General features: G+C 66.6%; 21 protein-coding genes and 2 pseudogenes. 12 read left to right on the top strand and 11 right to left on the bottom strand.

The features are described from left to right. Positions 1-3: 3 nt before the first annotated feature. The 3 genes from AB4Y44_RS21280 to AB4Y44_RS21270 all read left to right on the top strand — a co-directional run bounded on the left by AB4Y44_RS21280 (position 4) and on the right by AB4Y44_RS21270 (position 3,581). Positions 4-1,863, top strand: coding sequence for an ATP-binding cassette domain-containing protein (locus tag AB4Y44_RS21280; RefSeq protein ID WP_368700804.1), 1,860 nt, complete (start codon positions 4-6; stop codon positions 1,861-1,863). After that, positions 1,854-2,615, top strand: a complete 762-nt coding sequence (locus AB4Y44_RS21275; RefSeq protein WP_342922969.1) for an ABC transporter ATP-binding protein — start codon at positions 1,854-1,856, stop codon at positions 2,613-2,615. The genes AB4Y44_RS21280 and AB4Y44_RS21275 overlap by 10 nt, the downstream gene beginning before the upstream one ends. Before the next feature lie 177 nt (positions 2,616-2,792). After that, positions 2,793-3,581, top strand: coding sequence for a helix-turn-helix domain-containing protein (locus tag AB4Y44_RS21270; RefSeq protein ID WP_368700803.1), 789 nt, complete (start codon positions 2,793-2,795; stop codon positions 3,579-3,581). Between the two features lie 27 nt (positions 3,582-3,608). Here AB4Y44_RS21270 and AB4Y44_RS21265 read toward each other — a convergent pair whose 3' ends face one another. From AB4Y44_RS21265 to AB4Y44_RS21225, 9 genes are all read right to left on the bottom strand, one after another. Continuing rightward, positions 3,609-4,508 (bottom strand): LytTR family DNA-binding domain-containing protein, encoded by a 900-nt coding sequence (locus AB4Y44_RS21265; protein ID WP_342922967.1) that lies wholly within the window; start codon positions 4,506-4,508, stop codon positions 3,609-3,611. Further along, on the bottom strand, positions 4,505-5,641 hold the full coding sequence (locus tag AB4Y44_RS21260; protein ID WP_342922966.1) for a histidine kinase: 1,137 nt from the start codon (positions 5,639-5,641) through the stop codon (positions 4,505-4,507). The genes AB4Y44_RS21265 and AB4Y44_RS21260 overlap by 4 nt, the downstream gene beginning before the upstream one ends. Continuing rightward, positions 5,638-6,015 (bottom strand): DUF2306 domain-containing protein, encoded by a 378-nt coding sequence (locus tag AB4Y44_RS21255; RefSeq protein WP_368700802.1) that lies wholly within the window; start codon positions 6,013-6,015, stop codon positions 5,638-5,640. The genes AB4Y44_RS21260 and AB4Y44_RS21255 overlap by 4 nt, the downstream gene beginning before the upstream one ends. 154 nt (positions 6,016-6,169) lie before the next feature. Then, entirely contained in the window at positions 6,170-7,693 is a 1,524-nt protein-coding gene (locus AB4Y44_RS21250) for a response regulator (protein WP_342922964.1), read from the bottom strand. Beyond that, positions 7,690-9,099 (bottom strand): sensor histidine kinase, encoded by a 1,410-nt coding sequence (locus AB4Y44_RS21245; protein ID WP_368700801.1) that lies wholly within the window; start codon positions 9,097-9,099, stop codon positions 7,690-7,692. Before AB4Y44_RS21245 ends, AB4Y44_RS21250 begins: the two co-directional genes overlap by 4 nt. Beyond that, the gene (locus AB4Y44_RS21240) at positions 9,092-10,216 is read right to left on the bottom strand and encodes an ATP-binding protein (RefSeq protein ID WP_368700800.1); all 1,125 of its coding nucleotides are present in this window, start codon (positions 10,214-10,216) and stop codon (positions 9,092-9,094) included. The genes AB4Y44_RS21245 and AB4Y44_RS21240 overlap by 8 nt, the downstream gene beginning before the upstream one ends. Beyond that, positions 10,201-10,626, bottom strand: a complete 426-nt coding sequence (locus AB4Y44_RS21235; RefSeq protein ID WP_368700799.1) for an anti-sigma regulatory factor — start codon at positions 10,624-10,626, stop codon at positions 10,201-10,203. The genes AB4Y44_RS21240 and AB4Y44_RS21235 overlap by 16 nt, the downstream gene beginning before the upstream one ends. 57 nt (positions 10,627-10,683) lie before the next feature. After that, positions 10,684-11,043: an STAS domain-containing protein gene (locus AB4Y44_RS21230; RefSeq protein WP_342922960.1), complete on the bottom strand. Its 360-nt coding sequence runs from the start codon at positions 11,041-11,043 to the stop codon at positions 10,684-10,686. Between the two features lie 39 nt (positions 11,044-11,082). Further along, entirely contained in the window at positions 11,083-11,949 is an 867-nt protein-coding gene (locus tag AB4Y44_RS21225) for an STAS domain-containing protein (RefSeq protein WP_368700798.1), read from the bottom strand. A 372-nt stretch (positions 11,950-12,321) separates the two neighbouring features. On the opposite strand from AB4Y44_RS21225, the gene AB4Y44_RS21220 reads away from it, so the two are divergent. The 9 genes and pseudogenes from AB4Y44_RS21220 (at position 12,322) to AB4Y44_RS21180 (ending at position 22,574) form a co-directional block, all read left to right on the top strand. Beyond that, positions 12,322-12,552 carry a hypothetical protein gene (locus AB4Y44_RS21220; protein ID WP_368700797.1) on the top strand — a complete coding sequence of 77 codons (231 nt, stop codon included), beginning with the start codon at positions 12,322-12,324 and terminating at the stop codon, positions 12,550-12,552. Positions 12,553-12,695: 143 nt separating this feature from the next. Beyond that, on the top strand, positions 12,696-13,346 hold the full coding sequence (locus AB4Y44_RS21215) for a phospholipid-binding protein MlaC (protein WP_368700796.1): 651 nt from the start codon (positions 12,696-12,698) through the stop codon (positions 13,344-13,346). A gap of 192 nt (positions 13,347-13,538) precedes the next feature. After that, positions 13,539-15,494, top strand: a complete 1,956-nt coding sequence (locus AB4Y44_RS21210; RefSeq protein WP_342922956.1) for an AI-2E family transporter — start codon at positions 13,539-13,541, stop codon at positions 15,492-15,494. Positions 15,495-15,578: 84 nt separating this feature from the next. Further along, positions 15,579-15,830, top strand: a complete 252-nt coding sequence (locus tag AB4Y44_RS21205; RefSeq protein WP_342922955.1) for a hypothetical protein — start codon at positions 15,579-15,581, stop codon at positions 15,828-15,830. A gap of 365 nt (positions 15,831-16,195) precedes the next feature. After that, positions 16,196-16,936: a 3-ketoacyl-ACP reductase gene (locus AB4Y44_RS21200; protein WP_342922954.1), complete on the top strand. Its 741-nt coding sequence runs from the start codon at positions 16,196-16,198 to the stop codon at positions 16,934-16,936. Positions 16,937-17,165: 229 nt separating this feature from the next. Beyond that, a pseudogene (locus AB4Y44_RS21195) lies at positions 17,166-17,971 on the top strand (arginine deiminase-related protein). 247 nt (positions 17,972-18,218) lie between these two features. After that, positions 18,219-20,735: pseudogene (ligD, locus tag AB4Y44_RS21190) on the top strand (DNA ligase D). A 76-nt stretch (positions 20,736-20,811) separates the two neighbouring features. Then, complete coding sequence (locus tag AB4Y44_RS21185; protein ID WP_342922952.1) at positions 20,812-21,738, top strand: Ku protein; 927 nt, start codon at positions 20,812-20,814, stop codon at positions 21,736-21,738. 29 nt (positions 21,739-21,767) lie between these two features. After that, positions 21,768-22,574 carry a tetratricopeptide repeat protein gene (locus AB4Y44_RS21180; protein WP_342922951.1) on the top strand — a complete coding sequence of 269 codons (807 nt, stop codon included), beginning with the start codon at positions 21,768-21,770 and terminating at the stop codon, positions 22,572-22,574. A 78-nt stretch (positions 22,575-22,652) separates the two neighbouring features. On the opposite strand, the gene AB4Y44_RS21175 is transcribed toward AB4Y44_RS21180, so the two are convergent. Both AB4Y44_RS21175 and AB4Y44_RS21170 read right to left on the bottom strand, forming a co-directional pair. Beyond that, a complete protein-coding gene (locus AB4Y44_RS21175) occupies positions 22,653-23,513 on the bottom strand; it encodes a class I SAM-dependent methyltransferase (protein WP_368700795.1) in 861 nt (286 codons plus the stop codon). 32 nt (positions 23,514-23,545) lie between these two features. After that, on the bottom strand, positions 23,546-24,529 hold the full coding sequence (locus tag AB4Y44_RS21170) for a LysR substrate-binding domain-containing protein (protein WP_368700794.1): 984 nt from the start codon (positions 24,527-24,529) through the stop codon (positions 23,546-23,548). Positions 24,530-24,669 lie beyond the last annotated feature (140 nt).

Genomic DNA, 24,669 nt, shown 5'->3' with positions numbered 1-24,669 from the left:
GCCATGCGCGCGCGGGCCACGGACACCTCATGGGTCGTTTCCGGCGTGCTGATCGCGCTGGCGATCGCGCTGCCCAAGTTCGCGAGCGGCTATATCGTCGACGTCGGGCTCACCATCCTCACCTACGCGATTCTGGGCCTCGGCTTGAACATCGTCGTGGGCTATGCCGGGTTGCTCGATCTCGGCTACGCGGCGTTTTTCGCCATCGGCGCCTATACGACGGCGCTGCTCGAAACGCTGCTGCACTTCTCTTTCTGGGCGACGCTGCCGTTCAGCCTGGTGTTCGCGGGCGCTTCCGGTGTCGTGATCGGCTATCCCACCTTGCGTCTGCGCAGCGACTATCTCGCCATCGTCACGCTCGGCTTCGGCGAGATCACGCGCATCGTCGCCACCAATCTCGACATTACCGGTGGGCCGAACGGCATTTACGGCATCGAGCCGCCGAACCTGTTCGGCTTCGAGTTCAGTTCGCCGCGCTCGGTGTACGTGCTGGGCATGGCGTTTTTCATCGTCGTGCTGGTGTTCGCCGTGCGGCTCGGCCGCTCGCGCCTCGGGCGCGCGTGGACCAGCATCCGCGAGGACGAAGCCGCCGCCGAGGCGGTGGGCGTCGCGACCTTGCGCGTGAAGATGCTCGCGTATGTGATCGGCGCGCTGATCGGCGGTCTCGCGGGCAGTCTGTTCGCCGCGCGCTTCGGCACGATCGATCCCACGGCGTTCACCTATCTGCAATCGGTGACGATCCTCATCGTCGTCGTGATGGGCGGACGCGGCAGCATTCCTGGCGTGATACTCGGCGCGCTGATCGTCGCGGGGCTGCCGGAAATGCTGCGCTTCCTGAACCTGTGGCGTATTTTTGGCTTTGCCGTGGCGCTCGTCGTGCTCATGTTGTTGCGCCCGCAAGGACTGTGGCCCGCGCGCGTGAGACGGGCCGCGCCGCGGCCCGAGGAAGAGACGGTGGCGCACGAAGCGGAGGCGGCGGAAGCGGCGGGCAAGGAAACCGAGGCGGCCGTCTCGATCGCCGATAGTGGCGGCCTCGAAGCCGCCGCCGCGCGCGAAACCCTGCTCGAGGTGCATGACCTCGAACGCCGCTTCGGCGGTGTGCGCGCGATCGGCGGCATCACCTTCCAGGTGCGCAGCGGCGAAATTCTCGCGTTGATCGGCCCGAACGGCGCGGGCAAGACCACGGTGTTCAACTGCCTGACGGGCGTGATTCGCCCGAGCGGCGGCCGCCTCGTCTGGCGCGGCGAGCCGCTTGGCGGCGGTGCGCCCCATCGCAACGTGCATCGCGGCATCGCGCGCACGTTTCAGGGCATCCGCCTGTTCAACCATATGAGCGCGTTCGAGAACGTGCTGATCGGCATGGATCATCGCCTGCACACGGCGCTCGTGGCGGAACTGGTGGGCACGCGCGCCGCGCGCGCCGAGGCCGCCGAGCACGGCGCGCTCGGGCAGCGCTGGCTCGATCTCGTGGGGCTCGGCGCGCGCGCGAGCGAATATGCCTCGGACTTGCCGTATGGCGATCAGCGCAGGCTGGAAATCGCCCGCGCGCTGGCGAGCCAGCCACGCCTGTTGCTGCTCGACGAACCCGCCGCCGGCATGAACCCGACCGAAAAGCACGCGTTGATGGCGCAGATCCGCGGCATCCGCGATCTGGGCGTGACGGTGCTGCTGATCGAGCACGACATGGCGCTCGTGATGGGCGTATCCGACCGCATCATCGTGATGGATCATGGCGAGATCATTGCTCAGGGCACGCCCGCGCAGATCCAGAACGACCCCGTGGTGATCGACGCCTACCTGGGCACGGCCGAGGAAGACGACGGGCCCGACGCCACGGACGGGGAGAAGTCGCTATGGGGGTAGACACGGCCGGCAAGCTCCTCGACGTTCGCGACCTGCGCGTGAACTACGGCAACATCGAAGCGCTGCACGGCGTTTCGCTCGACGTCGGGCCGGGCGAGATCGTCGCGCTGCTCGGGGCCAATGGCGCGGGCAAGACCACGACGCTGCGCACCATCTCCGGGCTGCTGCGTCCGCGCGGCGGCAGCATCGCGTTCGAGGGGCAGGCGCTCGTCGGTCTGCCGTCGCATCGCATCGTGGCGCTCGGGATCGGGCACGTGCCGGAGGGGCGCCGTATTTTCGGCGGGTTGACGGTCGAGGAGAACCTGCGCCTGGGCGGCTACCTGTTGCGGCGCGACGCCAGCGTGCTCGACCAGGGTATTGCTCAGGCTTACGAAACGTTTGGCCGGCTGCGCGAACGCAAGGACCAGCTCGCCGGCACGCTGAGCGGCGGCGAGCAGCAGATGCTCGCGATTGCGCGCGCGCTCATGCTCAAGCCCAAACTCGTGCTGCTCGACGAGCCTTCCATGGGGCTCGCGCCCAAGCTCGTGCGCGCGATCTTCGAAGTGATTGCACGCATCAGCCACGCGGGCACGGCGGTGCTGCTAGTGGAGCAGAACGCGCGTCAGGCGCTGCGCATCGCGAACCGCGCCTTTGTGCTGGAAGGCGGCCGCGTGGCGCTCGCGGGTTCGGCCCATGAACTGGCCGACGACAACCGGGTGCGCGCCACCTATCTCGGCGGCAGTGCAGCGGCGCAGGAGGGAGGCGCCGTCTAGGCAGCGGAATCGGTTCTCTGGAATATTCATTCAGCTTATACAGAATCATTATCGTTCGTATTAGCAATTAATCGACATCCGATGCAAAATACGAGGCATGGCGTGGCGCGACGCGCAGGGTATAAATTGCGCAAAACAGCTATTTTTCTGAAAAATCAGCGAAGGAATTTCCTATTCGTGGATCAGATCTGGCGGCAACGACCTGAAATCCCGCACCGCAAGCTCGAACGGCCAGTCATGGCGGCACGCTACGAATACGACGCTGCCCATCGGGGATCGTGGCTTTCGCACGACCAGGGGCGGTTCGTCTTTACGGAGAGCGGGGTGCTGCGGGTGACGACGCCCATCGGCATGTGGACGCTCGGGCCACAGCGCGGAATGTGGATCGCGCCGCGCGTGCGCCACGAAATGATCGCGACGAGCGCGGTGAGCCTGCATAGCGTGTCGTTCGAGCCGGAGGCGTCGCCGTGGCCGGAATCCGCATGCCATGCGGTGCGGGTTTCGCCGCTGTTGCGCGAACTGGTGGCGGCGCTGGTCGAAGACCGCGAGCGCGGCCCCGGGTGCCGCTACGCGCTCATTACGCCGCTGTTGCTCAGCGAAATGCGCGATGCGCGCGCGGCCTCGGGCGGCGGGTTGCCGCTGCCGCTCGACCGGCGTTTGCGGCAGATCTGCGATTTCCTGCTGGCGGCGCCGGCCAACGGCGACTCGCTCGCGACCTGGGGCGAGCGCGTGGGGGCGAGCGAGCGCACGCTCGCGAGGCGCTTCAAGGACGAGACCGGCTTGACGTTCGGCCACTGGCGCCAGCAACTGCGCATCGTCGAGGCCGTGTCGAGGCTCGCCCAGGGCGTGCGCGTGGCGGAGATCGCAGCCGAACTCGGCTATGCGAATTCGAGCGCGTTCATCTCGATGTTCCGCAAGACGATGGGCGAGCCGCCCCAGCGGTATCTGAAAAGCGAGCCGCGTTGAAGGCGTGTGCCGCTGTCGCGGCGCGCGTCACATCTGCTTGAAGAGGTGCGCGTACTGGCGGCTCACGTCGAGGGCGCCCGCGTGGCCGCGCAGCCTCAACGTCATCTTCCCGATCGCGCTGACCGAGGCGCATTCCACCTGGTCCACGTTGACCACCGTGCCGCGATGAACCTGCCAGAAGCGCGCCGGGTCCAGTTGCGCGCATAACTCCCGCAGGCTCGTGCGGATCAGCAGTTCGCCGCTGCGGGTCGTGACCACGACATATTTGTCGGCGGCTTCGAAGTACAACACATCTTCTACCGGCACCATGCGGATGTCGTTGCCGCTGGAGGCGCGCAGATAACGCAGCGGCGTCCCGCGCGGGGCGCCATCGGCATTGCCCGCTCGCGCACCGGCGCGTGCTTCGCGAACGTCCTGGGTGATCGTTTCCAGCTGGCGCAGCACGCGTTGCAGATCGGCCTGCATCTGCGGCGCCTCGGCGTCGTTCGCCGGCGAGCGCGCGAGCCGGGCGCGCAGGCGCTCCACCGTGCGCGCGAGCCGCGCTGTCTCCACGGGCTTGAGCAGATAGTCGATGGCCGCGGCCTCGAAGGCTTCGAGCGCATAGGCGTCGTAGGCGGTCACGAACACGATTTGGGGCGGCGCGGCGAGATTCGCGCAGGCGCGAGCGACATCGAGGCCGGTCGCGCCGGGCATGGCGATGTCGAGAAACGCGACGTCGGGCGCGAGCGCGCCGATGCGCTCGATGGCTTGCTGGCCGTTGCTGGCCGTCGCCACGATGCGCAGTTCCGGCCACACGGCGGCGAGTTCGCGCTCCAGGGCGGCGGCGATCAGCGGCTCGTCCTCCGCGATCAGCGCGGTCGGGGTGTCGGGCGAGCGGTGCGGGGCGTCGCCGTGTTGCGCCGTATCGGCGGGCGCGTGGCGTTTCATGATCCGGACTCCTGCACGCGCACGCCAACGGTATCGCGCAGCGGCAGCCGGACCCGTGCAACGAGGCCATGCGGAACGTTCTCGATCAGCGTGAGCGACGCCTGCTCGCCGTAGAGCGCCGCAAGCCGCTCGCGCACGTTCACGAGCCCGACGCCGGCGCCCTGGGTGCCCGGCGACGCGCCGAAGCCCGGGCCCGTATCGGTCACGCTCAGCTCGACATGCTCACCGGCGCGCCGTGCGGCGACGTCGATTCTGCCGCCCTCGAGCGCACCCTGGATGCCATGCTTGAGCGCGTTCTCCACGAGCGGCTGCAGCAGCATGGGCGGCACCGGGAGGTCGGCGCAATCGCGCGGCAGGTCGAGCGCGTAGGCGAGGCGCGGGCCGATGCGCATGGCGTGCACGGCGAGCATCGAGTCGAGCACCTTGAACTGCACCGCGAGCGTTTCGCTTTGCGCGCGCGAGGCCTCCAGCGTCGCGCGCAGGAAGCGGTTGAGGCTCGCGAGCAGCTCGCGCGCACGCGGCGGGTCGGACGCGATCAGGCTGTCGAGCGTCGCCAGCGTGTTGAAGAGGAAGTGCGGCTCGATCTGCGCCTGCAGCGCCTGCAGGCGCGCACTGAGCGCCGTGCGTTCGGCCGCTTCCTTCTGCCATGCCGTGCGCGCGACCTGTTCGCTCAACTCGGCAATGCGCGTGCGCGACCAGCCGTACCAGGTGACGAGCAGCGTGGCGGTCAGCGCGATCCAGCCGGTGAGCGCGAGATCCTTCGTCGCGAACGCGTTGTGCAAGCCGATGCCGAGCACCACGCTCGCGATGCCGCGCCCGAGCGACGCGCCGAGCACGATGGCGAGCACCATCGCGAGGGCGAGCCGCGGGCCCGTGAGCGCATTGTGGCGTTGCAGGAAAAAGCGGCCGACGTCGAGCAGCAGCATGATCGAAAGGCCGATCGCCTGGCTGAAGACGAGGTTGTCGATGAATCGCTCGTGCACGCCCGCGGCGGTGAGCGCGACCGCAATCAGCGCGTTGCCGATCACGACGATCACGGCCTCACGCGCGAATCCGGCGATCAGGACATTGGCCGCCGGCGCGGGGAGGCGGGCGGCGGCATTCGGAAACTCGACGTGCGTGCCAGGAATCATGCGATCCAGCTCGTGACGATGAGGTTGAGCAGCCGGTGCGGCGTCGCAACGGCGGCGAGGCCGGCCGCGATGAGACTGAAGTACGAACCGCGCATGGCGAGGCGATGGCCGCGGACGTTGCCGTGGCGGATCGCCCAGATGGCGCGCCCGACGCTCGCGAACGTCAGCAGCGACAGGCCGTGCACCCAGGACAGATGCCCCGGATGCAGCTCGCGGATGTCGAACGAGCTGAGCGCGGCGGCGAACATCGTCAGCGCCCAGAGGCGGCCGAGCCACTTGTGCCGCGCGCTGCCCTTTTCGGCCAGCATGACGGCGGTTCCGAGTATGACAGAAAGCGTTGCAGCGACGACGTGCGCGGCAATGATGGCAGACATGCTGGCTCTCCTTGGCGAGTCGAGCGGGGGCGATGTCTGCAGTGTGGTGAGTGGGGGCGGGGCGGGCGAGGGGGATGCGACGAAGCGCAGGGAAACGGGCGCGAACGGGAATTCGGTGGCGCGAACGGTCGGCAGGCGGAGCGCACGGCGTCACTCAACCCGGTGGCGCGCTTTCGATTTCCCGCAAAATCTCGTCGTACGGCGCCGGCTTGACCAGATGCCGGTCGAAGCCCGCATCGCTCGCCGCCTGGCGGTCGCGCTCCTGGCCGTAGCCCGTGAGCGCGATCAATTGCACGTGGGCGGTGGCCGGCTCGGCGCGCAGCGCCTTCGCCAGCGCGTGCCCATCCATGCCGGGCAAGCCGATGTCGAGAATCGCCACGTGGGGCAGGAAGCTCTGCGCGAGCGCGAGCGCGCTCGGACCGTCGTGCGCGACGCGCACCTCATGGCCTTCGAGTTCCAGCAGCATGAGCAGCGAGGAAGCGGAATCGATGTTGTCGTCGGCGATCAGCACGCGGCGGCGCGCCGGCGCAGACTGGTGCCCCGCGCCTTGCGATTTGCCGGGCGGCGCTTCGCATTGCGGCACCCGCGCGAGCGGCAGACGCACGACGAATTCCGAGCCGTGACCTAGCCCGTCCGAATGCGCGCTCACCGAGCCGCCATGCAGTTCCGCGAGTTCGCGCACGAGGGCGAGGCCGATGCCGAGGCCGCCGTCCGCACGCTTCACGGCTTCGCGCGACTGCATGAAGAGCTCGAACACATAGGGCAGCTCGTCGGGGGCGATGCCGATGCCGTTGTCGCGCACGCGAATCAGGATCTCGTAGACATCCGCTTCGAGCCGCAGCGCGATCTGGCCGCCTTCGGCCGTGTACTTGGCGGCGTTGGAAAGCAGGTTGCTGATGATCTGCGCCACGCGTATCGCGTCGCCGGTCACGTGGCACGGCTCGCAGTCGATCTCGACCGAGAGCGTTTGCGATTTCGCGTCGAGGAAGGGCCGGCTCGTTTCCACGGCGATCTGGACGATCTCGCGCAGGTCGAGCGTGCTCATCTGCAGCGCGATCTTGCCGTGCGAGATGCGCGAGACGTCGAGCAGGTCGTCGACGAGGCGGCCGAGATGCTCGACCTGGCGGCTCGCGATCTGCCGCGCGTCGGCGCGCATGGTGTCGTTCGCGCCGTGGCGCGGGTCGAGCAGTTCGATGGCGTTGCGAATCGGCGCGAGCGGATTGCGCAGTTCGTGCGCGAGCGTCGCGAGGAAGCGGTCCTTGCGGCGGTCGGCGTCGCGCAGCGCCTTTTCGGCAGCGTAGAGGCGCAGGAGCGCGCGCACGTTCGCCACCAGCTCGGCGGGCTCGACGGGCTCGGTGAGATAGCTGTCGGCGCCACCGTCGAGCGCGAGAATCTTGTCGCGCGTCTGCACCGCGGCGGCGGAGGTCTGCAGCACGAGCGTGGAGTTCGTCTCCGGGTCCGCCTTGATGAGGCGGCACACCTCGATGCCGCTGATGTCGGGCAGCTTCACGTCGAGCAGGACGATCGCAGGCTGCTGTCCGCGCACGGCTTCGAGCGCGGCCTGGCCCGTCGCGGCTTCGATCACGGCGTAGCCGGCGTGGCGCAGCACGCGCGACTTCACGTAGCGCGCGCCTTCGTTGTCGTCGACGTTGAGGATGAGTGTGGCTTGCGCGTTCATGGCGCCGCGTCCCCGGAGATCTCGGGTTCGTTCTCGACGGACATGGCGAGGCGCACCGGCAGGTTCAGGCGGAACGTCGAGCCCACGCCGGGCTCGCTTTCCACGCCCACTTCTCCGCCCAGCAGCGCCGCCAGCTTGCGGCACAGCGGCAGGCCAAGACCCGTGCCCTTCGCGCGCTGCTGCAGGCGGTTCTGCACCTGGCCGAACTCCTCGAAAATGATCTGGTGGTGCTCGGGAGCAATTCCGATGCCCGTGTCCGCGACGAAGAAGGTGATGCGCGCTTCGTCGCCGTCGCCGGGCACGCACTGGGCGCCCACGCGAATCTGCCCGCGCTCGGTGTACTTCAGCGCGTTCGAAACGAAATTACGCAGGATCTGCGTGAGTTTGGGTTCGTCGGTGTAAAGCTGCGGCAGGCCTGCCGTGGAGCCGAATTCGAGCGTGACCTCCGGCGTGTCGAGCAGCGGCACGAGCATCGTGCGCAGCGCGGCGAAGAGGTCGGCGGGCTCGAACCACGCGGGCACGACTTCGGTCTTGCCGGCTTCGATCTTCGCGAGGTCGAGCAGGTCGTTCACGGTCTCGCCGAGGCTTTCCGCAGACGAAAGAATCAGCTTGACCTGGCGCTCCTGCTCCACGCTCAGGTCGCCGTCGAGCCGGTTGAGCAGCAGGTTGGCGAGCGCGCGGATCGAACTGAGCGGCGTGCGCAGCTCGTGGCTCATGTTCGAGAGAAAGCGCGTCTTCATCAAGTCGGCGCGGCGCAGTTCCTCCGCGCGCTCGTCGAGTTCGGCGTAGAGCGCCACCACGCCGCGGTTGGTCGCCTCCAGTTCCTGCGTGAGGCGCGAGAGTTCATCCTGACGTTCGCGCAGTTCGTCGAGCGCGGTGACGAGTTCGCGGTTCTGCTGCTGCAGTTCTTCGAGCGAGTCGCCGTGCGCGCCTTCCTGCGGACTGCGCGCGGCCAGTTCGCGCGCGATGCGCTCGAGTTCCGCGCCGCTCGCCTCGCTGCGCTCGTGCGGCAAGTCGCGCGCCATGGTGACGGTCGTGCCGACAGCCGACGAGCGAATCTCGAAGCGGTCCATGAGACGGCGGCTGCCCGTGATGCCGAGGCCCATGCCGCCGGGCGAGCGCCAGGTGCCGTCGAGCCCGGCTTCGAGCTCGCGCACGCCGGGGCCCCGGTCGCTTACCTGCACGGCGAGCGCTTCCCGTGGCCGCTCGCCTTCCAGCGCGAAGGCGACTTCGCCGCCGCCTGCATATTCGCACGCGTTGCGTGCGATTTCGGAGACGGCGCTCGCGATGCGCGTCTGGTCGAGCGGCGAGAAGCCGAGGCCGGCGGCCAGCTCGCGCGCGCGGCGGCGCGCGGCAACGACGTCCTGGGCGGTTTCCAGCCGGATGCGCAGCAGGGGCTTATTCATGGTTCAACTGTACTCCGGGGCGTGCGCGCACGACGACGACGGTGGCGTCGTCGCGCCGGCGCGCGAAGTCTCGGTAGAGGACGGCCGCGATCACGACGGCGGGCTGGTTGGCGAGTCCGGGCCAGGCCGCGAGGTCCCAGCGGGTGCCGATGCCGTCCGAATGCAGGACGAGCAGGGCGTTCTCGCTCCACGTCAGTTCGAACTCCTGGATGCCGCGCATCGTGTGGCCCACGATGCCGTTGCGCGAGACGAGCTGGTAGCACTCGCGCGCGGACGGTGCTGCGCTGGCGGGCCGATGCGTGTGGCCGCCTGAAGCGCGGTTATCGATGGGACGGCCCGCGCCATACGCGACCGCCGAGATGTTGCCCGTGCCGCAGAACGCGAGCGCGCCGCGTGCCAGATCGATGCGCACGAGCGCGAGCGCTGCGCCGCGCGTGGGGCGCAGGGCCGCGTGCGAGAGTTCCATCAGCGCGGCGGGCGCGAGGCCGGCGCGGCGGCGCAGCACGTCGAGCGCGGCCACGGCGGCCACGTGGGCTTCGGCGCCGTGGCCGAGGCCGTCGGCGAGTGCGAGCGTGAGGCCGCTCTGGTCGACCTGCGCCTGCCAGCCGTCGCCGCTGACTTCCTCGCCGGGGTGGGGCACGCACACGGCGCCGATCTCGGGTCCGGTGAGCGCCGCGTGCGCCGCGTTGCCGCCGTTTTTCTGCACCAGCGCGCGCAACACGGTGCCCACGCCCGGCTGCGAGTAAATGGCGAACTGGTTCGAGAGCCGCCGGATCGCGCCGAGCCCGGTGCCGGGCGTGCCGGCCGTGGAGTGGCCATCGGCGAGCGCGGTGCCCACGTCGGACATGCCGGGGCCGCTGTCGAGCGCGATCAGTTCCACCGCGCCCTCCAGCGCGCGCACGAGCAGCTCGCCGTGGCCGGCATGCTTGAGGATGTTGGTGGCCGCTTCCGTGAGCACGATCGCGAGGCGGCCGGCGTCGGTCTCGCTGAGCGCGGCAATGCGCGCGGCTTCGCTGGCGCCGCGGCGTGCAAAGGCGACGCCGCTGGCGTCGCCGATCTCGAAGGAGCGGTGGGTGCCGCCGGCAGAACCGGCCGCGCCGTCTAGCGTACTTTCCATTTCGTGATGGTGACCGTCGTGCCGCCACCCGGAGTCGATTCGATCGTGAAGTCGTCGCACAGGCGCCGCGAGCCGCCCAGGCCGAGGCCCAGGCCATTGCCGCTCGTGAAGCCGTCCTGCAGCGCGCGCTCGATGTCAGCAATCCCCGGACCCTGATCGACGAACGAGAGCTGCAGTCCCACGCGCACGCCGTTTTCCAGCACTTCGAGGCGCGCATCGCCGCCGCCGCCATGCTGCAGCGTGTTGCGTGCGAGCTCGCTCGCCGCCGTCACGAACTTGGTCTGTTCGATGAGCGAGAAACCCTGTGCGATGGCGGCGTCGCGCACGATCTGTCGTAGCCGGACGATTTCCTCGTCCGATCTCAGGCTCACCTGGGCCGCAAGTCTTCCGGTCGTGTCGTTGCTATTCATGATCGAACGCAAGAGACGTGCTAGCTAACGGAGTAATGGGACTCAACGGGATGGGACTCAACGGAGCTGGCACTGCTTGAGCAGCGCCATGCCTTTTTCGACGTTCAGTGCGGTGCGCACGCCCGACAACGTGAGGCCGAGTTCGACCAGCGTGATCGCCACGGACGGCTGCATGCCGACCACCACGGTCTGCGCGTCGAGCACCATCGCCATGGCGGCCGTGTTGCTGATCATGCGGCCGATGAACGAGTCGACCACGTCGAGCGTCGAGATGTCGATCAGCACGCCCTTGGCCGACTCTTTGACGATGCGCTCGGTGAGGTCGTCCTGCAGTGCGATCGCGAGTCGGTCGTGCATGTCCACCTGGATCGTGACGATCAGGCAGTCGCCGAGGCGCAGGATCGGAATGCGTTCCATCGTGTGCGGTTCCCGTGCTTCAGTGGCGCTGCGTGGCGCTCAGGCCGTGGCCTTCGGCGAGAGGATGGTTGCGCCGATGCGCTGCAGCGCGATGACGAAGGCGTCGGCGAGCGTGGACTTGGTCGTGACGTTGGTGAGATCGACGCCCAGGTGCACGATGGTCTGCGCGATCTGCGGGCGGATGCCGCTGATGATGCAGTCCGCGCCCATGAGGCGCGCCGCGGCCACGGTCTTGAGCAGATGCTGCGCGACGAGCGTGTCGACGGTGGGCACGCCCGTGATGTCGATGATCGCGAGGCCCGCGCCCGTGTCGACGATCTTCTGCAGCAGGCTCTCCATGACGACCTGGGTGCGCGCGGAATCGAGGGTGCCGATGAGCGGCAGCGCGAGGATGCCTTCCCAAAGCTGCACGACGGGTGTGGAAAGCTCGAGCAGCTCTTCCTGCTGGCGCGCGATGATCGCTTCGCGGCTCTTCTGGAAAATGTCGGTGGTATAGAGGCCGAAGCCGTCGAGCAGCAGGTTCACCTGCCAGCTCAGCTGGGCGAGTTCGACGGGATCGTGCGCATAGGCCGAGCGCAGGCGCGCGTAGAGCGGCTCCTTGAACGAGAACACGAAGGTGGCCGTCTCGACCGGCGTATAGCCCTGACGCGCGCGGTGCGCCGACATTTCCGCGAGGAACGCGCGCACCGGCTCCCACTCCGGGCGGCCCGGGTCGTAGGTTTCGGTGTTCGGCAGCGTGTCGAGAAAGACGTTGAGGAACGCGGAGAACTGTTCGCGAATTTCCCCTTCCATCGCGAGGCCGCGGCGCAGCGCGATCGGCAGATGCAGGCGCAGCCATTCGGCGAGCAGCGTGTCGCGATGCTGGCCGAGGATGTCCGCAATGCGAACCTGTTCCGGTGTGTTCATGCGATCTCCTGAGCGATGGGGCGCGCCTCGTCGTCGAGACGAACCGCTGAACCTTACACGTTCGTATCGAGTCGATCCCGATTGCATTGCAATTGAACCGATTACGCGGGCAGGCAAGGCGAGCGAACAGGCGGGCGTGCGGCTGCATGCGTTTTTCGTGCCCGCTTGCCCGCGCAACGACTGCTGGGCCTGACGCGCGCGGGCCCCTCCGCTTTGCCGTGACGCGCGTGTAGTTTTTACAGGGCGGAAGTGGCGTGCGGGTGCGCGAGCGTGGCTGCGGGCGGGGCCGGGCGCAATGCCACGACATGGTATGTGTCTTGCTTCATCGTAGCGCCAATCACAATCCGGTCCGCACCGAGGAGCACCGCAGCCATGGAGCCCGAAGCCATTTCTCGCCAGCAATCGCCGTTATCGACGACGTCCGCGCCACTGTCAGGCGCGCCCGCTTCTGGCGAGACCGTGTTGGAGGAGGGCGCCGGGGATAGCGAAGGCGACCCGATGCCGGCCGTGCTATCGCGCCTCTCATTTTGCGTGGCCTGGCTTTTCGGGCTCGAGGCGTTTCTCGCGGAGTCCGACGCGCGTGCACGCGCGTCGCGCGCGTGAATGCACGAGCGCACGCGCGGCACAACGAGCCGACCTGAGTGCGCCCGACCCGCTAGACTGAGCGCTGGCGTGCGCTCGCGCGATGCGTGCGGCTTGTCGATTTCGCGCCCGCTCGCCGCTCCCGCCATTGCCCAGAGATATCGATGACCAGGTTATTCCGCATGACCGCGCTGCTCGCGTGGTGTCTGTCGTTCGTGCCCGCTACGGCGGCGTTTGCTCAATCGTCCCAGGTGGACCAGTCGGACCCGCAGGCGCTCATCAAGACCGCCACGCAGCAGATCCTCGACGAAGTCCGCACGAAGGCCGTCGCGCCCGACGACATCGCGCGCATCCAGGATATCGTCAACCGCGACATTCTTCCGTACGTCGATTTTCGCCGCACCACGCGCCTCGCCATGGGGCCGCACTGGCGCACCACCACGCCTGAGCAGCAGGCGCAGATCGAGCAGCAGTTCCAGTTGCTGCTGATCCATCTCTACTCGGGCGCCATCGTGCAACTCAAACCTGACCAGAAGATCGAGTACCCGCCCATGCGCAGCTCGCCAGGCGACACCGACGTCGTCGTGCGCACGCTCGCGCAGACCAGCAGCAATCCGATCGAAATCGATTACCGCCTGTACAAGACGCCGCAGGGCTGGCGCCTTTACGACCTGAACGTGCTCGGCGCGTGGCTGATCCAGACCTATCGCCAGCAGTTCAACGAGAAGATCCAGCAGGGCGGCGTGGACGGGCTCATCCAGTTCCTGACCGCGCGCAACCAGGAGCTCGTCACGGGCAAGACGCAGACGCAGTGACGCGCGGTTTTTGCGTCCCGCCCTCGCGACCTGCGAAAATCTGGACGGCTGGGCCCCGCGCGTGTGGGCGCGGTACCATTTCGAGGCGCGCTTCGTGCGTATAGGGGGCCGTGCGCTTGCCCGAGGGGGGCCGTGCGCTTGCCCGAGCCAGCGCGGCCCCGATGTTTCTTTTTTTTGCCGATCCGATCCGACATGAATTTCCCGCTGCCGCCGCAGGGCCGACGCAACCGGGTGTTTCCGCCGAGCCCGCCTACGCTGCACAGCCTCGCCTCCGTCATTACCGGTGTGGTCGTGGTGTGCGGCCTGTACTTCGGGCGCGCGGTGCTGATTCCCATTACGCTCTCGGTGCTGCTGAGCTTTCTGCTGGCGCCGCTCGTGACCACGCTGCGGCGCTTTCATCTGCCGCAGTTCCTCGCCATTCTCGTTGCGGTACTGTCCACCGTGCTCGCGCTCGCCGGCGTGGGCGCGCTGATCGCCGCGCAGGTCTACCAGCTTTCCGCCTCCCTGCCGCAGTACCAGGAAGAGATCGAGCAGAAAGTGCAAACGGTGCAGGAAAAAACCGTGGGCCGCGCCGATTCGCTGATGTCGCGGGCCGCCACCGCGCTGCAGCGCGTGACGCCCACGCCGCCGCCCGCGCCGCCGCAGCCGCGCGGGCGCGCGGCGCGCAACCAGCCGCAGCAGCCCATGCCCGTGGAGATCCATAATCCCGCGCCCACGCCGCTTACGCTCGCGCAAAAGGCGCTCGCCCCGGCTATCGCGCCGCTCGAGACGACCTTCATCGTGCTCGTGGTGACGATCTTCATCCTGTTCCAGCGCGAGGATCTGCGCGACCGGCTCATCAGCGTGTTCGGCTCCGACGACCTGCACCGCACCACGACCGCCATCAACGACGCCTCGCAGCGGCTCTCGCGCTACTTCGTCGCGCAAGTCGGCGTGAACGTCACGGTGGGCGGGGTGATCGCGCTGGGGCTGGCGGGCATCGGCGTGCCGGGCGCGCTGCTGTTCGGCGCGGTGGCGGCGCTCATGCGCTTCGTGCCGTACATCGGCATCTGGATCGCGGCGATCATGGCGACGATCGTGGCCGCGGCCACGCAGCCGCAATGGACCATGGGCGTGACGACGCTGATCTTCTTCATCGTCGTGGACGTGGTGGCGGGGCAGTTCGCCGAGCCGATGGTCTATGGCAAGCGCTCGGGCCTCTCGCCGCTTGCCGTGGTGGTGGCGGCGATCTTCTGGAGCTGGCTGTGGGGGCCCGTGGGGCTCGTGCTTTCCACGCCGCTCACGCTGTGCATCGTCACGCTGGGCCGCTACGTGGACCGGCTGAACTTCCTCACGATCCTGCTCGGCGACCAGCCCGCGCTCACGCCCGCGCAAACCTGCTACCAGCGCCTGCTCGCCGACGATCCCCATGAAGCGCTGCTGCAGGCGGACCGGCTGCTCACGAGCATGCCGCTCATCGACTACTACGAGCAGGTGGCGTTCGAGGGCCTGCGCTTCGCGCGCAACGACGCCATGCGCGGCGTGCTGCCCGGCGAGCAGGTCGCGCGCATCAACCAGGCGCTGCTCGATATCGTCGAGGACCTCGAATCCGTGGACGATTCGCGCCACGCCGCAGTCGGGGACGAGAGCGCAAAGAAGTCCGCCGAGGGTGCGGACGAAGGCGCGAGGGTGATCGAATTCACGCTCTCGCCCGACGCGGGCGAGGTGCTCTGCGTGCCCGGACGCGGCGCGTTCGACGACGTGGCGGTGGCGATCGTCGGCCAGTTGCTCATGCGGCGCAACATTCCCTGCACGGCCACCACCTACGACGAAGTGCGCGCCACCCGCGGGGCCATGATCGACGAGCGCTCGCCGGCCATCTGCGTGGTCTCGCTCGATGCGCCCGAGTCGGCGCCGTACCTGCGCAATCTCGTGCGGCGCCTGCGCGAGCGTGCGCCCGACGCGACCATCGTGGTGGGCATCGGCGCGGCGCTGCGCGACGACGGCGCAGGCATTGCCGACGACCCCGGCACGCTCTTCCCAACCTCGCTGCGCAACCTCGTTGAGGAATGCGGCGCGGCGCTCGTGCCGGCACAGACGCCGCTGTCCGAAAAGAGGGCAGCAACGCCGGATATGCAGGATCAATATAGTGCGGGAGCGAAATTGTGACAGTCATGCCCGTGTCACATTGAGGCTCGAATATATGCGGCCCTGTGCCCCTGGTTGCGGCATGAAAGTTACTGGGAGACAACGTTGCTGAGCCCGAAAGAATTCGCCACGCTGATGCTGGTCCGCCATTCGCCGGACCAGATCGACATGAACCGCCAGGAACTGGACACGCTGCTCGAGCGTCAGCTGGTTGCGCTCGAGCAATGGACGGAAGGCCACCGCCGGCTGTCGCTCACGATTGCCGGCCGCTCGCTGCTCGAAGCGGTGGGGCGGCTGGAATACGTGACCGGTTTGCCCGACGGGTATGGCAACGAGCGCCTCGCCGCCGGCCTTTGACGCTCATTTGATGCTTGCGCAGTGAGGCTGCGTGCGGCCCGGTCTCGAATGGAGCCGGGCCGTATTTTTATGCAAAACACATTTTCCCCGCAGGCATTTATTGAGGCATGCCAGGTAATTGTGTGCTTTTGCCCACGTCCGAGGGCGTGATCGTCTTGTGTCCCCCAAAGGACGCTGCTACGCTGATCCGGTTCTCCGGCGGGTTCAAGCAAAGGCCGGCGCACGCTGCCTTACGGAAGGATTGCGGCAGGCGTTTTCCTGTACGGGTATTTCCCCATCGCCCGGCTTGGTGGCGCTCGTCAAACTGACTCCATCCTCCAGAGTCTTTCCCAACTCACCTACCCCCTAAAGCAAAAGGAGGATCTATGGCAAAGCGTATTGCCTACGTGACCGGCGGCATGGGCGGCATCGGAACGGCCATCTGCCAGCGTCTGCACAAGGATGGCTACACGGTGGTCGCGGGCTGCGGTCCGAACTCGCAGCGCAAGGCGCGCTGGCTCGACGAGCAGAAGGCGCTTGGCTACGAGTTCGTCGCGTCCGAAGGCAACGTGGCCGACTGGGACTCCACGGCTGCTGCGTTCGAGAAGGTGAAGAAGGACGTCGGCGAGATCGACATCCTGGTCAACAACGCCGGCATCACGCGCGACGTCGTGTTCCGCAAGATGACGCACGAAGACTGGATCGCGGTGATCGACACCAATCTCACGAGCCTCTTCAACGTGACCAAGCAGGTGATCGACGGCATGATCGAGCGGGGCTTTGGGCGGGTGATCAATATTTCGTCGGTGAACGGGCAGAAAGGCCAGTTCGGTCAGACGAATTACTCCACGGCCAAGGCCGGCATTCACGGCTTCACCATGGCGCTCGCGCAGGAAGTGGCGACCAAGGGCATAACGGTCAACACCGTTTCGCCCGGCTATATCGGCACGGACATGGTGAAGGCGGTGAAGCCCGAAGTGCTCTCGAAGATCGTCGACAGCATCCCGGTGCGGCGCCTCGGCGAACCGCAGGAAATCGCCTCGATCGTGGCGTGGCTCGCGTCCGACGAAGCGGGCTTTTCGACCGGCGCGGACTTCTCGCTCAATGGCGGTCTGCACATGAGTTGAGCGTTGCCGCGGCTTCTGGCGCGGTGCTTGTGAGCACAACGAAATGATCTGGCGGGAGCGGCGAGAGCCGGCTCCCGCTTTGTATTTTGGGTGTGGCCGCTTCGCCAGCACCAGCACCAGCACCAGCACTGAAGCCCACGAGGCTGTCGACATAGATATGGCAAACGGGTCGAAATCGCCCATAATCCTGGCAGTTTGCCACGCGCAGCGAGCAGTCTGACCAGTTCGCGTGGCGCCGCTGCCCGCCTCACGGCATATTCGCGGCTCTCAGGTTTCAGCCAGGAAATATCCATATGATCAGCCGCGCGACGCCGGTGTGCACGTGCACGACTTCGACGACTTCGGCGAGCGCAGCACGCCGGATTCGGTGTTCCCGAACAACTGGTTCTCGACGCATCCCGGCGGCCATGTCGCGCTGTATCCGATGTATAGCGGCAATCGTCGGCGCGAACGGCGCACGGACGTGATCGACATGCTCAAGTCCGAGTATCGGGTGCAGGACGTAATCGACTTTTCCGGGCTCGAATACGATGATCTCTTTCTCGAAGGCACCGGGGCGATGGTGCTCGATCATGTCGCGCGCGTGGCTTACACGGCGCGCTCGAGCGCTTCTGCACGCACTTCAATTTCGAGCCGATGTGCTTCGATACGGCGGGCAGCGACGGCACGCCCATCTATCACACCAACGTGATGATGAGCGTCGCGACCGACTTTGTGCTGATCGGCCTCGACGTGATCCGCGAGGGCGCGCGCCGCGATGCGATTCATCGCCGTCTCGCGCAAACGGGGCGTATGGTCATCGGGCTCGAGAACGCGCAGATCGACAACTATGCCGGCAACGGCATCGAATTGTCCGGACGCGACGGGCGCGTGCTGGCGCTCTCGCGACGCGCGCTCGACAGCCTTTCACTGCGCCAGCGCCGCTTGATCGAGCGTTCGGCGCAACTGTTGCCGCTCGACGTGCCGACGATCGAGATGGCCGGCGGATCGGCGCGCTGCATGCTTGCCGGCATTCATCTCTCGAAGCGGGATTGACCCTGCTCGCCGCGGCGCCAGCGCATTGTGCGCCGCCGGTCCATTGCAAATCTCAACATACATCGCGGCTCGCGCCTGCAAAGCCTGCACGGCGCGCAAAGCCATGGAACGAGACGCCATGCCGGAACGACAGCCTGCGCTTCATCGCGGACTCGAAGAGCGTCACATCAACCTGATGGCCTTGGGCGCAGCCGCCACGCGTTCCATTTGCGCGGCACCAGGCGAGAGTTCTTCCTAGACTATCGTCATGGCCTCAACCCGCGACCGCAATCCGTCATCACCGCCGCTGTCCCGCTACGGAAAAAAGCGGGATTTCCGTGTCACACCTGAACCGGCGCCGCCGGCTGCCAGCCGGCCCGCTGAAAATGGACATCTGGGCTTCGTTGTGCAGAAGCACTGGGCGAGCCGGCTGCACTACGACTTTCGACTCGAACTCGACGGGGTGCTGCTGTCCTGGGCCGTACCCAAAGGCCCGTGTTACGACCCGAAGGAAAAACGGATGGCCATACACGTGGAGGACCATCCTGCCGACTACGCGGGCTTCGAAGGCACGATTCCGGCAAAGCAATACGGCGCCGGCGACGTGATTGTCTGGGACCGTGGCAATTGGGAACCCGTCGGCGATCCGCGGGAGGGAATGACTGCCGGCAAGCTGGTCTTCCGGCTCCACGGCGAAAAGCTTGCCGGACTCTGGGAACTGGTCCGCATATCGAAGCCCGGCGACAGGCAAGACCAGTGGATGTTGTTCAAGAAGCGCGATGCCTGGGCGCAGCCGCTTGCCGAATACGATGTCATCAAGGCGCTTCCCGATAGCGTCACGGCGAAGCCGCTCGGGCTCATCGAGGAACGTGCGCCGAGGGTCGCGAGGCCTGCGCGCGGCGAGTCGTCGCAGATAGACCTTTCCGCGGCGGTGTCTGCCCCGTTGCCTGCCAGACTCGAGCCCCAACTCGCGACCCTGGCGCCTTCACTTCCTGCAAGTGGTGACTGGATCACCGAAGCCAAGCTCGACGGCTATCGCATGCTGTCCCGTGTCGCCAAAGGACGAGTGCGACTCATCACGCGAGGCGGTCACGACTGGACCGCCAGTTTTCCCGCGCTTGCTGCAGAGGTCGACGCGCTTGCGCTCGACAGTGCGTGGCTGGATGGCGAAATCACGGTCCTCAAAAATGGTCTTCCCAGTTTCGCTGCGCTGCAGGATGCCATCGACGGCAACGCGAATCAGGACATCGTCTACTTCCTGTTCGACCTGATGTACCTCGACGGGAAAGACCTCAGGAAGGTGCCGCTTTGGTCGAGGCGCATGCTGCTCGCGCGGGTTCTTGCCAATGCCGGTGAGCACATCCGGTTCAGCTAGGACTTCGAGGCGCCCCCGGCCCAATTGTTCGAGGCCGCCTCGGGCCTGGGCCTGGAAGGCCTCATGCTCAAGCGTCGCGACGCGCCCTATGAGTCGGGGCGGACCCAGACGTGGCTCAAGGCGAAGTCCCGCCTGCGGCAGGAACTGGTCATCTGCGGCTTCACGGGCCGAGGCGGCAAAGACGGCGAGGTCGGCAGCCTGCTGCTGGGTTACTACGCAGACGGCAGGCTTCGCGACGCCGGAAGCGTCGGCACCGGCTGGGACGCCCGGACTGCGCGGGACCTGTGGGCGCGGCTGACGCCGCTCGAAGTCGATGCAGCACCATTTGAAGTCGACGTCGCGAGGCCGCGCCGGTGGGCCCGGCGCTCGGCCGGCAGCGAGCGGTGGGTTCGCCCCGAACTCGTCGCAGAGGTCGAATTCGCGGACTGGACCGTCGATGGCGTCATCCGCCAGGCCTCGTTCAGAGGCCTGCGCGTCGACAAGCCGCCGAGCGGCGTCGTCCGGGAGGGCGGAAAGACACAGGCGCCGGAGCCGCAACCGAAGCTGAAAATCACGCATCCGGAACGCGTCGTCGACCCATCGACGGGTGTCACGAAGGCGGACCTCGTGCGCTACTACGCGAGTATCGCCGAGCGGATGCTGCCTCACCTGAAGGCCCGGCCCATTGCGCTGGTCCGCGCGCCTGCGGGCATCGCCGAAGACCTGTTCTTCCAGAAGCATGCCGAGAGAACAGGCATGCCAGGATTGACGGCTCACGACCGCAGTCTCTGGCCGAATCATCCGCCCCTCTTGACCGTCGACACGGTTGACGCACTGCTGTCGGCGGCACAGATGAACACCGTCGAGTTTCATACCTGGAATTCGATCGTGCGACGGCTCGACAAGCCCGACCGGGTCATCTTCGACCTGGACCCAGGCGAGGGCGTGAAATGGGGACGCGTTCAGGAAGCGGCGCTGCTGGTTCAAACGTTGTTGTCGGAACTGGGCCTGCAAGCCTGGCTGAAGACGAGTGGCGGGAAGGGCTTGCACGTCGTCGTGCCGCTCGCGCCGCGACTGGACTACGATGCGGTCAAGTCGTTCTCGCAGGCATTCGTGCGGCACCTGGCGAAGACGATTCCCGAGCGCTTTTCGGCAACCGCCGGGGCTTCGAACCGGGTCGGAAAGGTCTATGTCGACTACCTGCGCAACGGCAAGGCGCAGACCACCGCTGCGGCATTTTCCGCGCGGGCGCGACCCGGAATGGGCGTTTCGATGCCGGTCGCCTGGGCGCAATTGAACGACCTCAAGAGCGGGGCGCAGTGGACCGTACAAACGGCCCGCGAGTATCTCAGCTTCCAGCAGCAGGACCCGTGGGCAGATTACTGGTCGGGGGCGCAATCGTTGGCATCGGCGATAAAGCTCCTAAAATGAAACGACCGCCGGTCGGCGGCGGCACGCGCTTTGCGTGAGCGACGTGCCGAACGTGCAAATCCGCGAGGAGAAGTCCATGCCCGCCCGCTCAATCGCTTCCCTGACGCTGTCCTTCGGGCTCGTTTCGATTCCGGTGAAGCTCTATACCGCCACCGAGAGTTCGTCCGACGTCCGCTTTCACATGCTGGCGCCCGACGGCTCGCGCGTGAAGCAGCAATACGTTTCCGAGAAGACGGGCGACGTGGTCGAGCGTTCGAGCATGAACAAGGGCTACGAATTCGAAAAGGACCGCTTCGTGGTCTTCACCACCGACGAGCTAAAGGCACTGGAAGATGCGGCGAGCCATGTCGTCGAAATCATCGCTTTCATCCCGGAAAAGGCGATCAACCCGGTCTTCTACGACAAGGCCTACTACATTGCGCCCGACAAGCGAGGCGGCAAGCCTTACAGCCTGTTGCAGCAGGCGCTCGTGCAGAGCGGCCGCTGCGCGTTGGCGAAATGGGCATCAAAAGGACGGACGCGGATCGTGCAGGTGCGCCCCGAAGAAGACGGGCTCGTCTTTCAGCAATTGCTGTATGCCGACGAGGTCCGCTCGCTGGCCGACCTGCATGTCGAACGTGTCGACGTATCCGATACCGAGATGAAACTCGCGCTGCAAATTATCGAGCAGGGCGCCGAAGACAATTACGACCCGACTGCGTACGAAGACGAAGAGAAGAAGCGCATCCTCGCGGCCATCGACGAAAAGATCGCGGGCAAGCAGGTCGTCGTTCACGAGGCCGACGAAGAGCTGGCTGGCGGCGGACAGGTTATCGACCTGATGGATGCCTTGCGTGCGAGTTTGAAGGGTGGCGCGAAAGTGAAAGCCGCTCCGGCGCCGAAACGCAGCAAGAGCGCGGAGCCCGTTAGCGAGTTGCCTGTCGCGCCCAAAACGCGCAAGCCGCCGGCGCGTGCCGCCAAGGCACCCGCTGAAGCGCCTGCCAAGGTCCGGGCACGCAAGTGACGCCACAAGTCGCCGCGCGCGAGATATCGATGCGCGAATTGCAGGCCATGCTGGGCGTCTCCCGGAGGGTGGTGTCGGGTCTCGTTGCCGCAGGATTCGTGAAGCCGTCACGGGGACCGCGAAACGCATACCGCTTCACGTTCCAGGACGTCGTGCTGCTGCGTACGGCATTGCAGTTGCGCGATGCGCGCATTGCGCCGCGCAAGATCATCATGGCGCTCACGCGGCTCAGAGACGAGTTGCCCGATGAATTGCCGCTTACGGGGATTCGCGTATCGGCAGTCGGCAACGACGTGGCCGTGCGAACCGGTCCTTCGCAATGGGATGCCGCCACCGGTCAGTTCCTGCTGGATTTCGAAGTGGCGGAAATCAGGGGCGATGTCGTGTTTCTCGACTCCGCGCCGGCGCAGAAGAATCTCGCGCATCAGGCGCACGAGTGGTACGACCTCGGCGAGCAGTTGAGAGCATCCGATGTAAACGGTGCCGAGCGGGCGTACAGGAAGGCCATAGCGCTATCGCCGCAACCTTTTTATGCTGCCTACGTTGATTTGGGTGCGCTGCTGTGTGAACTCGAATCCCGGTGCGAGGATGCGCTGCGTGTATTCGATGAGGCCTTGACTCACTTTCCCGACGACGCCGTGTTGCACTTCAATCGCGCGATTGCATTCGAGGAGCTGGGCCGCTTCGAAGATGCTGAGCGAAGCTATATGCGCTGCCTCGAACTCGATCCGACGTACGCGGATGCACACCACAATCTGGCAATGCTGCTCGAAAGACGGGGCGATCCGCAGGGTTTGGTTCGTCATTTGAGCGCGTATCGACGGTTGACTACCTGAAGCGTGCAGGAGGTGGCAAGTTGGCCAGGTTGCGCGCAAAAAACCTGCTTTCCGCAAACAACCTTCGACAACCCCGCCTCAAACCGTTGCCACCAGAATCGACTCCCCGCTAGCCGGCTTCAGCCCATCGCTTCGTCCTGCGAAGTAACGCGCGGTGAGATCCGCGGTCGAAACATGGCGCGCCTCGCGCAACCCCGCTTCGCTTGCCAGCGCAAGCATCTCGTCCGGCGCAAAAAAGCTCACGAACGGCGTACCCGCCGCCTTCGCGCGTTCATACACGGCGGCATGCTGCGAGCGCTCGGGCTCGTCGATGAGTTCGAGCGGCAAAAGGAACGTCATGACGAGCGTCGAGCCCGGTGCGAGCTGCGCGATCTGCCGCAGCGTCGCGAGGTTCGCTTCGCGCGTGAGATACATCGAAACGCCCGTCGAGGCGATCACCGCGGGACTCGCGGCATCGAAACCGGCCGCGGCGAGCCGATCCCACCACGTTTCGCCGCCTTCGAAATCCACCGGCACGAAGCGCAGCCACGCCTGCTCGCGATACCCCAGTTCCATGAGCCGCTGCCGCTTCCATGCCTGCGTGCCCGGCTTGTCCACCTCGTACACGTGCAGACGCGAGGCGACTTCGGGGTGGCGCTGCGCGAACGTGTCGAGTCCCGCGCCGAGAATCGCGTACTGCCGCGCGAGCCCCTTCGCGGTCTGCTCGGCCACGAGGTCCTCGACAAAGCGCGCCCGCCCGACGATCGAAGCACGATAGCCGCGCGTCCCTTCCGGGTGCATATCGGGCCGCTCGCGCCAGTTCGTTTCCGGCGCGGCGATCTGCATGCCGGTTTCGTCTTCGAGCACGTGGGGCGCATCGTCGACCTGGACGTGCAGCGCGCGCCACAGCGCGACGCGAATGGCGGTGCTGTCGGGAGCGGCGGGATGGCTGGCGGGCATGGTTCGGTTCTCGTGCAGGTTTCGTCGCACGATTATCGCGCGCCTTGCTCGCCGCCGTGCGTGCCGTAAATGTCGGCGCTCACCTGCCGCAACGCCTCGATCATCACGCTCGCCGCCGGCGTGAGGAGGCCGTCCGCGCGCGTGATGATGCCGAAGTCGTCCATCTGGCAATCCATGGGCACGGGCAGGATCGCGACCATGCCGTGCGCCGCGTAGTAGCGCGCCACGTCTTCGGTGAGCACGGCGATCATGTCGCTTTGCTCCAGCACGCGCGTGATGAACAGCAGCGCGGGTGTTTCGACCACGTTCGATGGGGGCGCGAGGCTCGCACGCTGGAACATCAGTTCGAAGCGATGGCGCAGCACGCTGCCGACCGGCGGCACGACCCAGGTGGCGCGCGCGATGTCGGCGAGCGCGATCGGCCGGGCTTCGTCCTGTGCCGCCACGAGCATGGGATGCCCCGGCCGCACCACGGCGCACACGGGCTCGCCCGCGAGCGGCTCGTAACGCAGCTGGAGCTTGTCGTGTTCGGCGGCAAGGCGGCCCAGCACCACGTCGAGCTTGTCTTGCGCCAGGTGTTCGAGCAGCACGTTGCTGGCGTCGATCTCCACGGAGACGCGCAGGTTCGCATGCGTACGCTTGACCGCCGCAACGGCCGCCGGCAGCACGCGCACGCCCGGCGAGGTGATCGCGCCGACCGCCACGTGGCCGAGCCGCCCCGCCTTGAGCGCGCTCAGCTCCTCCTGCGCCTGGTCGAGGCTGCCGAGCACGGCGCGCGCGTGGCGGATCAGCGCGTCGCCGTACAGCGTGGGCCGCATGCCGCGCGGCATGCGCTCGAACAACACCGCGCCGAGCATGTCCTCGAGTTCGCGCAGGAGCTTCGAGGCGGCGGGCTGCGTCATGTTCAGCGCCGCCGCCGCGCGGTGAATGTTACCTTCCTCCGCCAGCGCCACGACGAGGAGCAGTTGCCGCGTTTTCAGCCGCGTGCGCACGTACCAGGGGCTTGTATCCAGCATGTCTCCGCCTGACTTCCCAAATAGTTTTAGGTGTTTATACCAATGCCGATATCGATATCGGAAGCGTCCATTATTTCATTAGAAGGTTATCAGACTTCTCCCTAGACTGTCCCGAATCCATCGCTCGAAGCACTCGGCGA

The sequence above is a fragment of the Paraburkholderia sp. BR10937 genome, assembly GCF_040965695.1.
Lineage (GTDB): Bacteria > Pseudomonadota > Gammaproteobacteria > Burkholderiales > Burkholderiaceae > Paraburkholderia.
The sequence above is the reverse complement of the archived record's forward strand: the minus strand, read 5'-3'. Positions and strand labels throughout refer to the sequence as shown.

Coding starts and splice junctions, on each gene's coding strand:
- AB4Y44_RS21170 (WP_368700794.1), bottom strand. CDS start 24,529: ATGCTGGATACAAGCCCCTGGTACGTGCGCACGCGGCTGAAAACGCGG.
- AB4Y44_RS21200 (WP_342922954.1), top strand. CDS start 16,196: ATGGCAAAGCGTATTGCCTACGTGACCGGCGGCATGGGCGGCATCGGA.
- AB4Y44_RS21275 (WP_342922969.1), top strand. CDS start 1,854: ATGGGGGTAGACACGGCCGGCAAGCTCCTCGACGTTCGCGACCTGCGC.
- AB4Y44_RS21250 (WP_342922964.1), bottom strand. CDS start 7,693: ATGAACGCGCAAGCCACACTCATCCTCAACGTCGACGACAACGAAGGC.
- AB4Y44_RS21175 (WP_368700795.1), bottom strand. CDS start 23,513: ATGCCCGCCAGCCATCCCGCCGCTCCCGACAGCACCGCCATTCGCGTC.
- AB4Y44_RS21245 (WP_368700801.1), bottom strand. CDS start 9,099: ATGAATAAGCCCCTGCTGCGCATCCGGCTGGAAACCGCCCAGGACGTC.
- AB4Y44_RS21235 (WP_368700799.1), bottom strand. CDS start 10,626: ATGAATAGCAACGACACGACCGGAAGACTTGCGGCCCAGGTGAGCCTG.
- AB4Y44_RS21220 (WP_368700797.1), top strand. CDS start 12,322: ATGGAGCCCGAAGCCATTTCTCGCCAGCAATCGCCGTTATCGACGACG.
- AB4Y44_RS21265 (WP_342922967.1), bottom strand. CDS start 4,508: ATGAAACGCCACGCGCCCGCCGATACGGCGCAACACGGCGACGCCCCG.
- AB4Y44_RS21255 (WP_368700802.1), bottom strand. CDS start 6,015: ATGTCTGCCATCATTGCCGCGCACGTCGTCGCTGCAACGCTTTCTGTC.
- AB4Y44_RS21280 (WP_368700804.1), top strand. CDS start 4: ATGCGCGCGCGGGCCACGGACACCTCATGGGTCGTTTCCGGCGTGCTG.
- AB4Y44_RS21180 (WP_342922951.1), top strand. CDS start 21,768: ATGCGCGAATTGCAGGCCATGCTGGGCGTCTCCCGGAGGGTGGTGTCG.
- AB4Y44_RS21210 (WP_342922956.1), top strand. CDS start 13,539: ATGAATTTCCCGCTGCCGCCGCAGGGCCGACGCAACCGGGTGTTTCCG.
- AB4Y44_RS21215 (WP_368700796.1), top strand. CDS start 12,696: ATGACCAGGTTATTCCGCATGACCGCGCTGCTCGCGTGGTGTCTGTCG.
- AB4Y44_RS21230 (WP_342922960.1), bottom strand. CDS start 11,043: ATGGAACGCATTCCGATCCTGCGCCTCGGCGACTGCCTGATCGTCACG.
- AB4Y44_RS21240 (WP_368700800.1), bottom strand. CDS start 10,216: ATGGAAAGTACGCTAGACGGCGCGGCCGGTTCTGCCGGCGGCACCCAC.
- AB4Y44_RS21225 (WP_368700798.1), bottom strand. CDS start 11,949: ATGAACACACCGGAACAGGTTCGCATTGCGGACATCCTCGGCCAGCAT.
- AB4Y44_RS21185 (WP_342922952.1), top strand. CDS start 20,812: ATGCCCGCCCGCTCAATCGCTTCCCTGACGCTGTCCTTCGGGCTCGTT.
- AB4Y44_RS21260 (WP_342922966.1), bottom strand. CDS start 5,641: ATGATTCCTGGCACGCACGTCGAGTTTCCGAATGCCGCCGCCCGCCTC.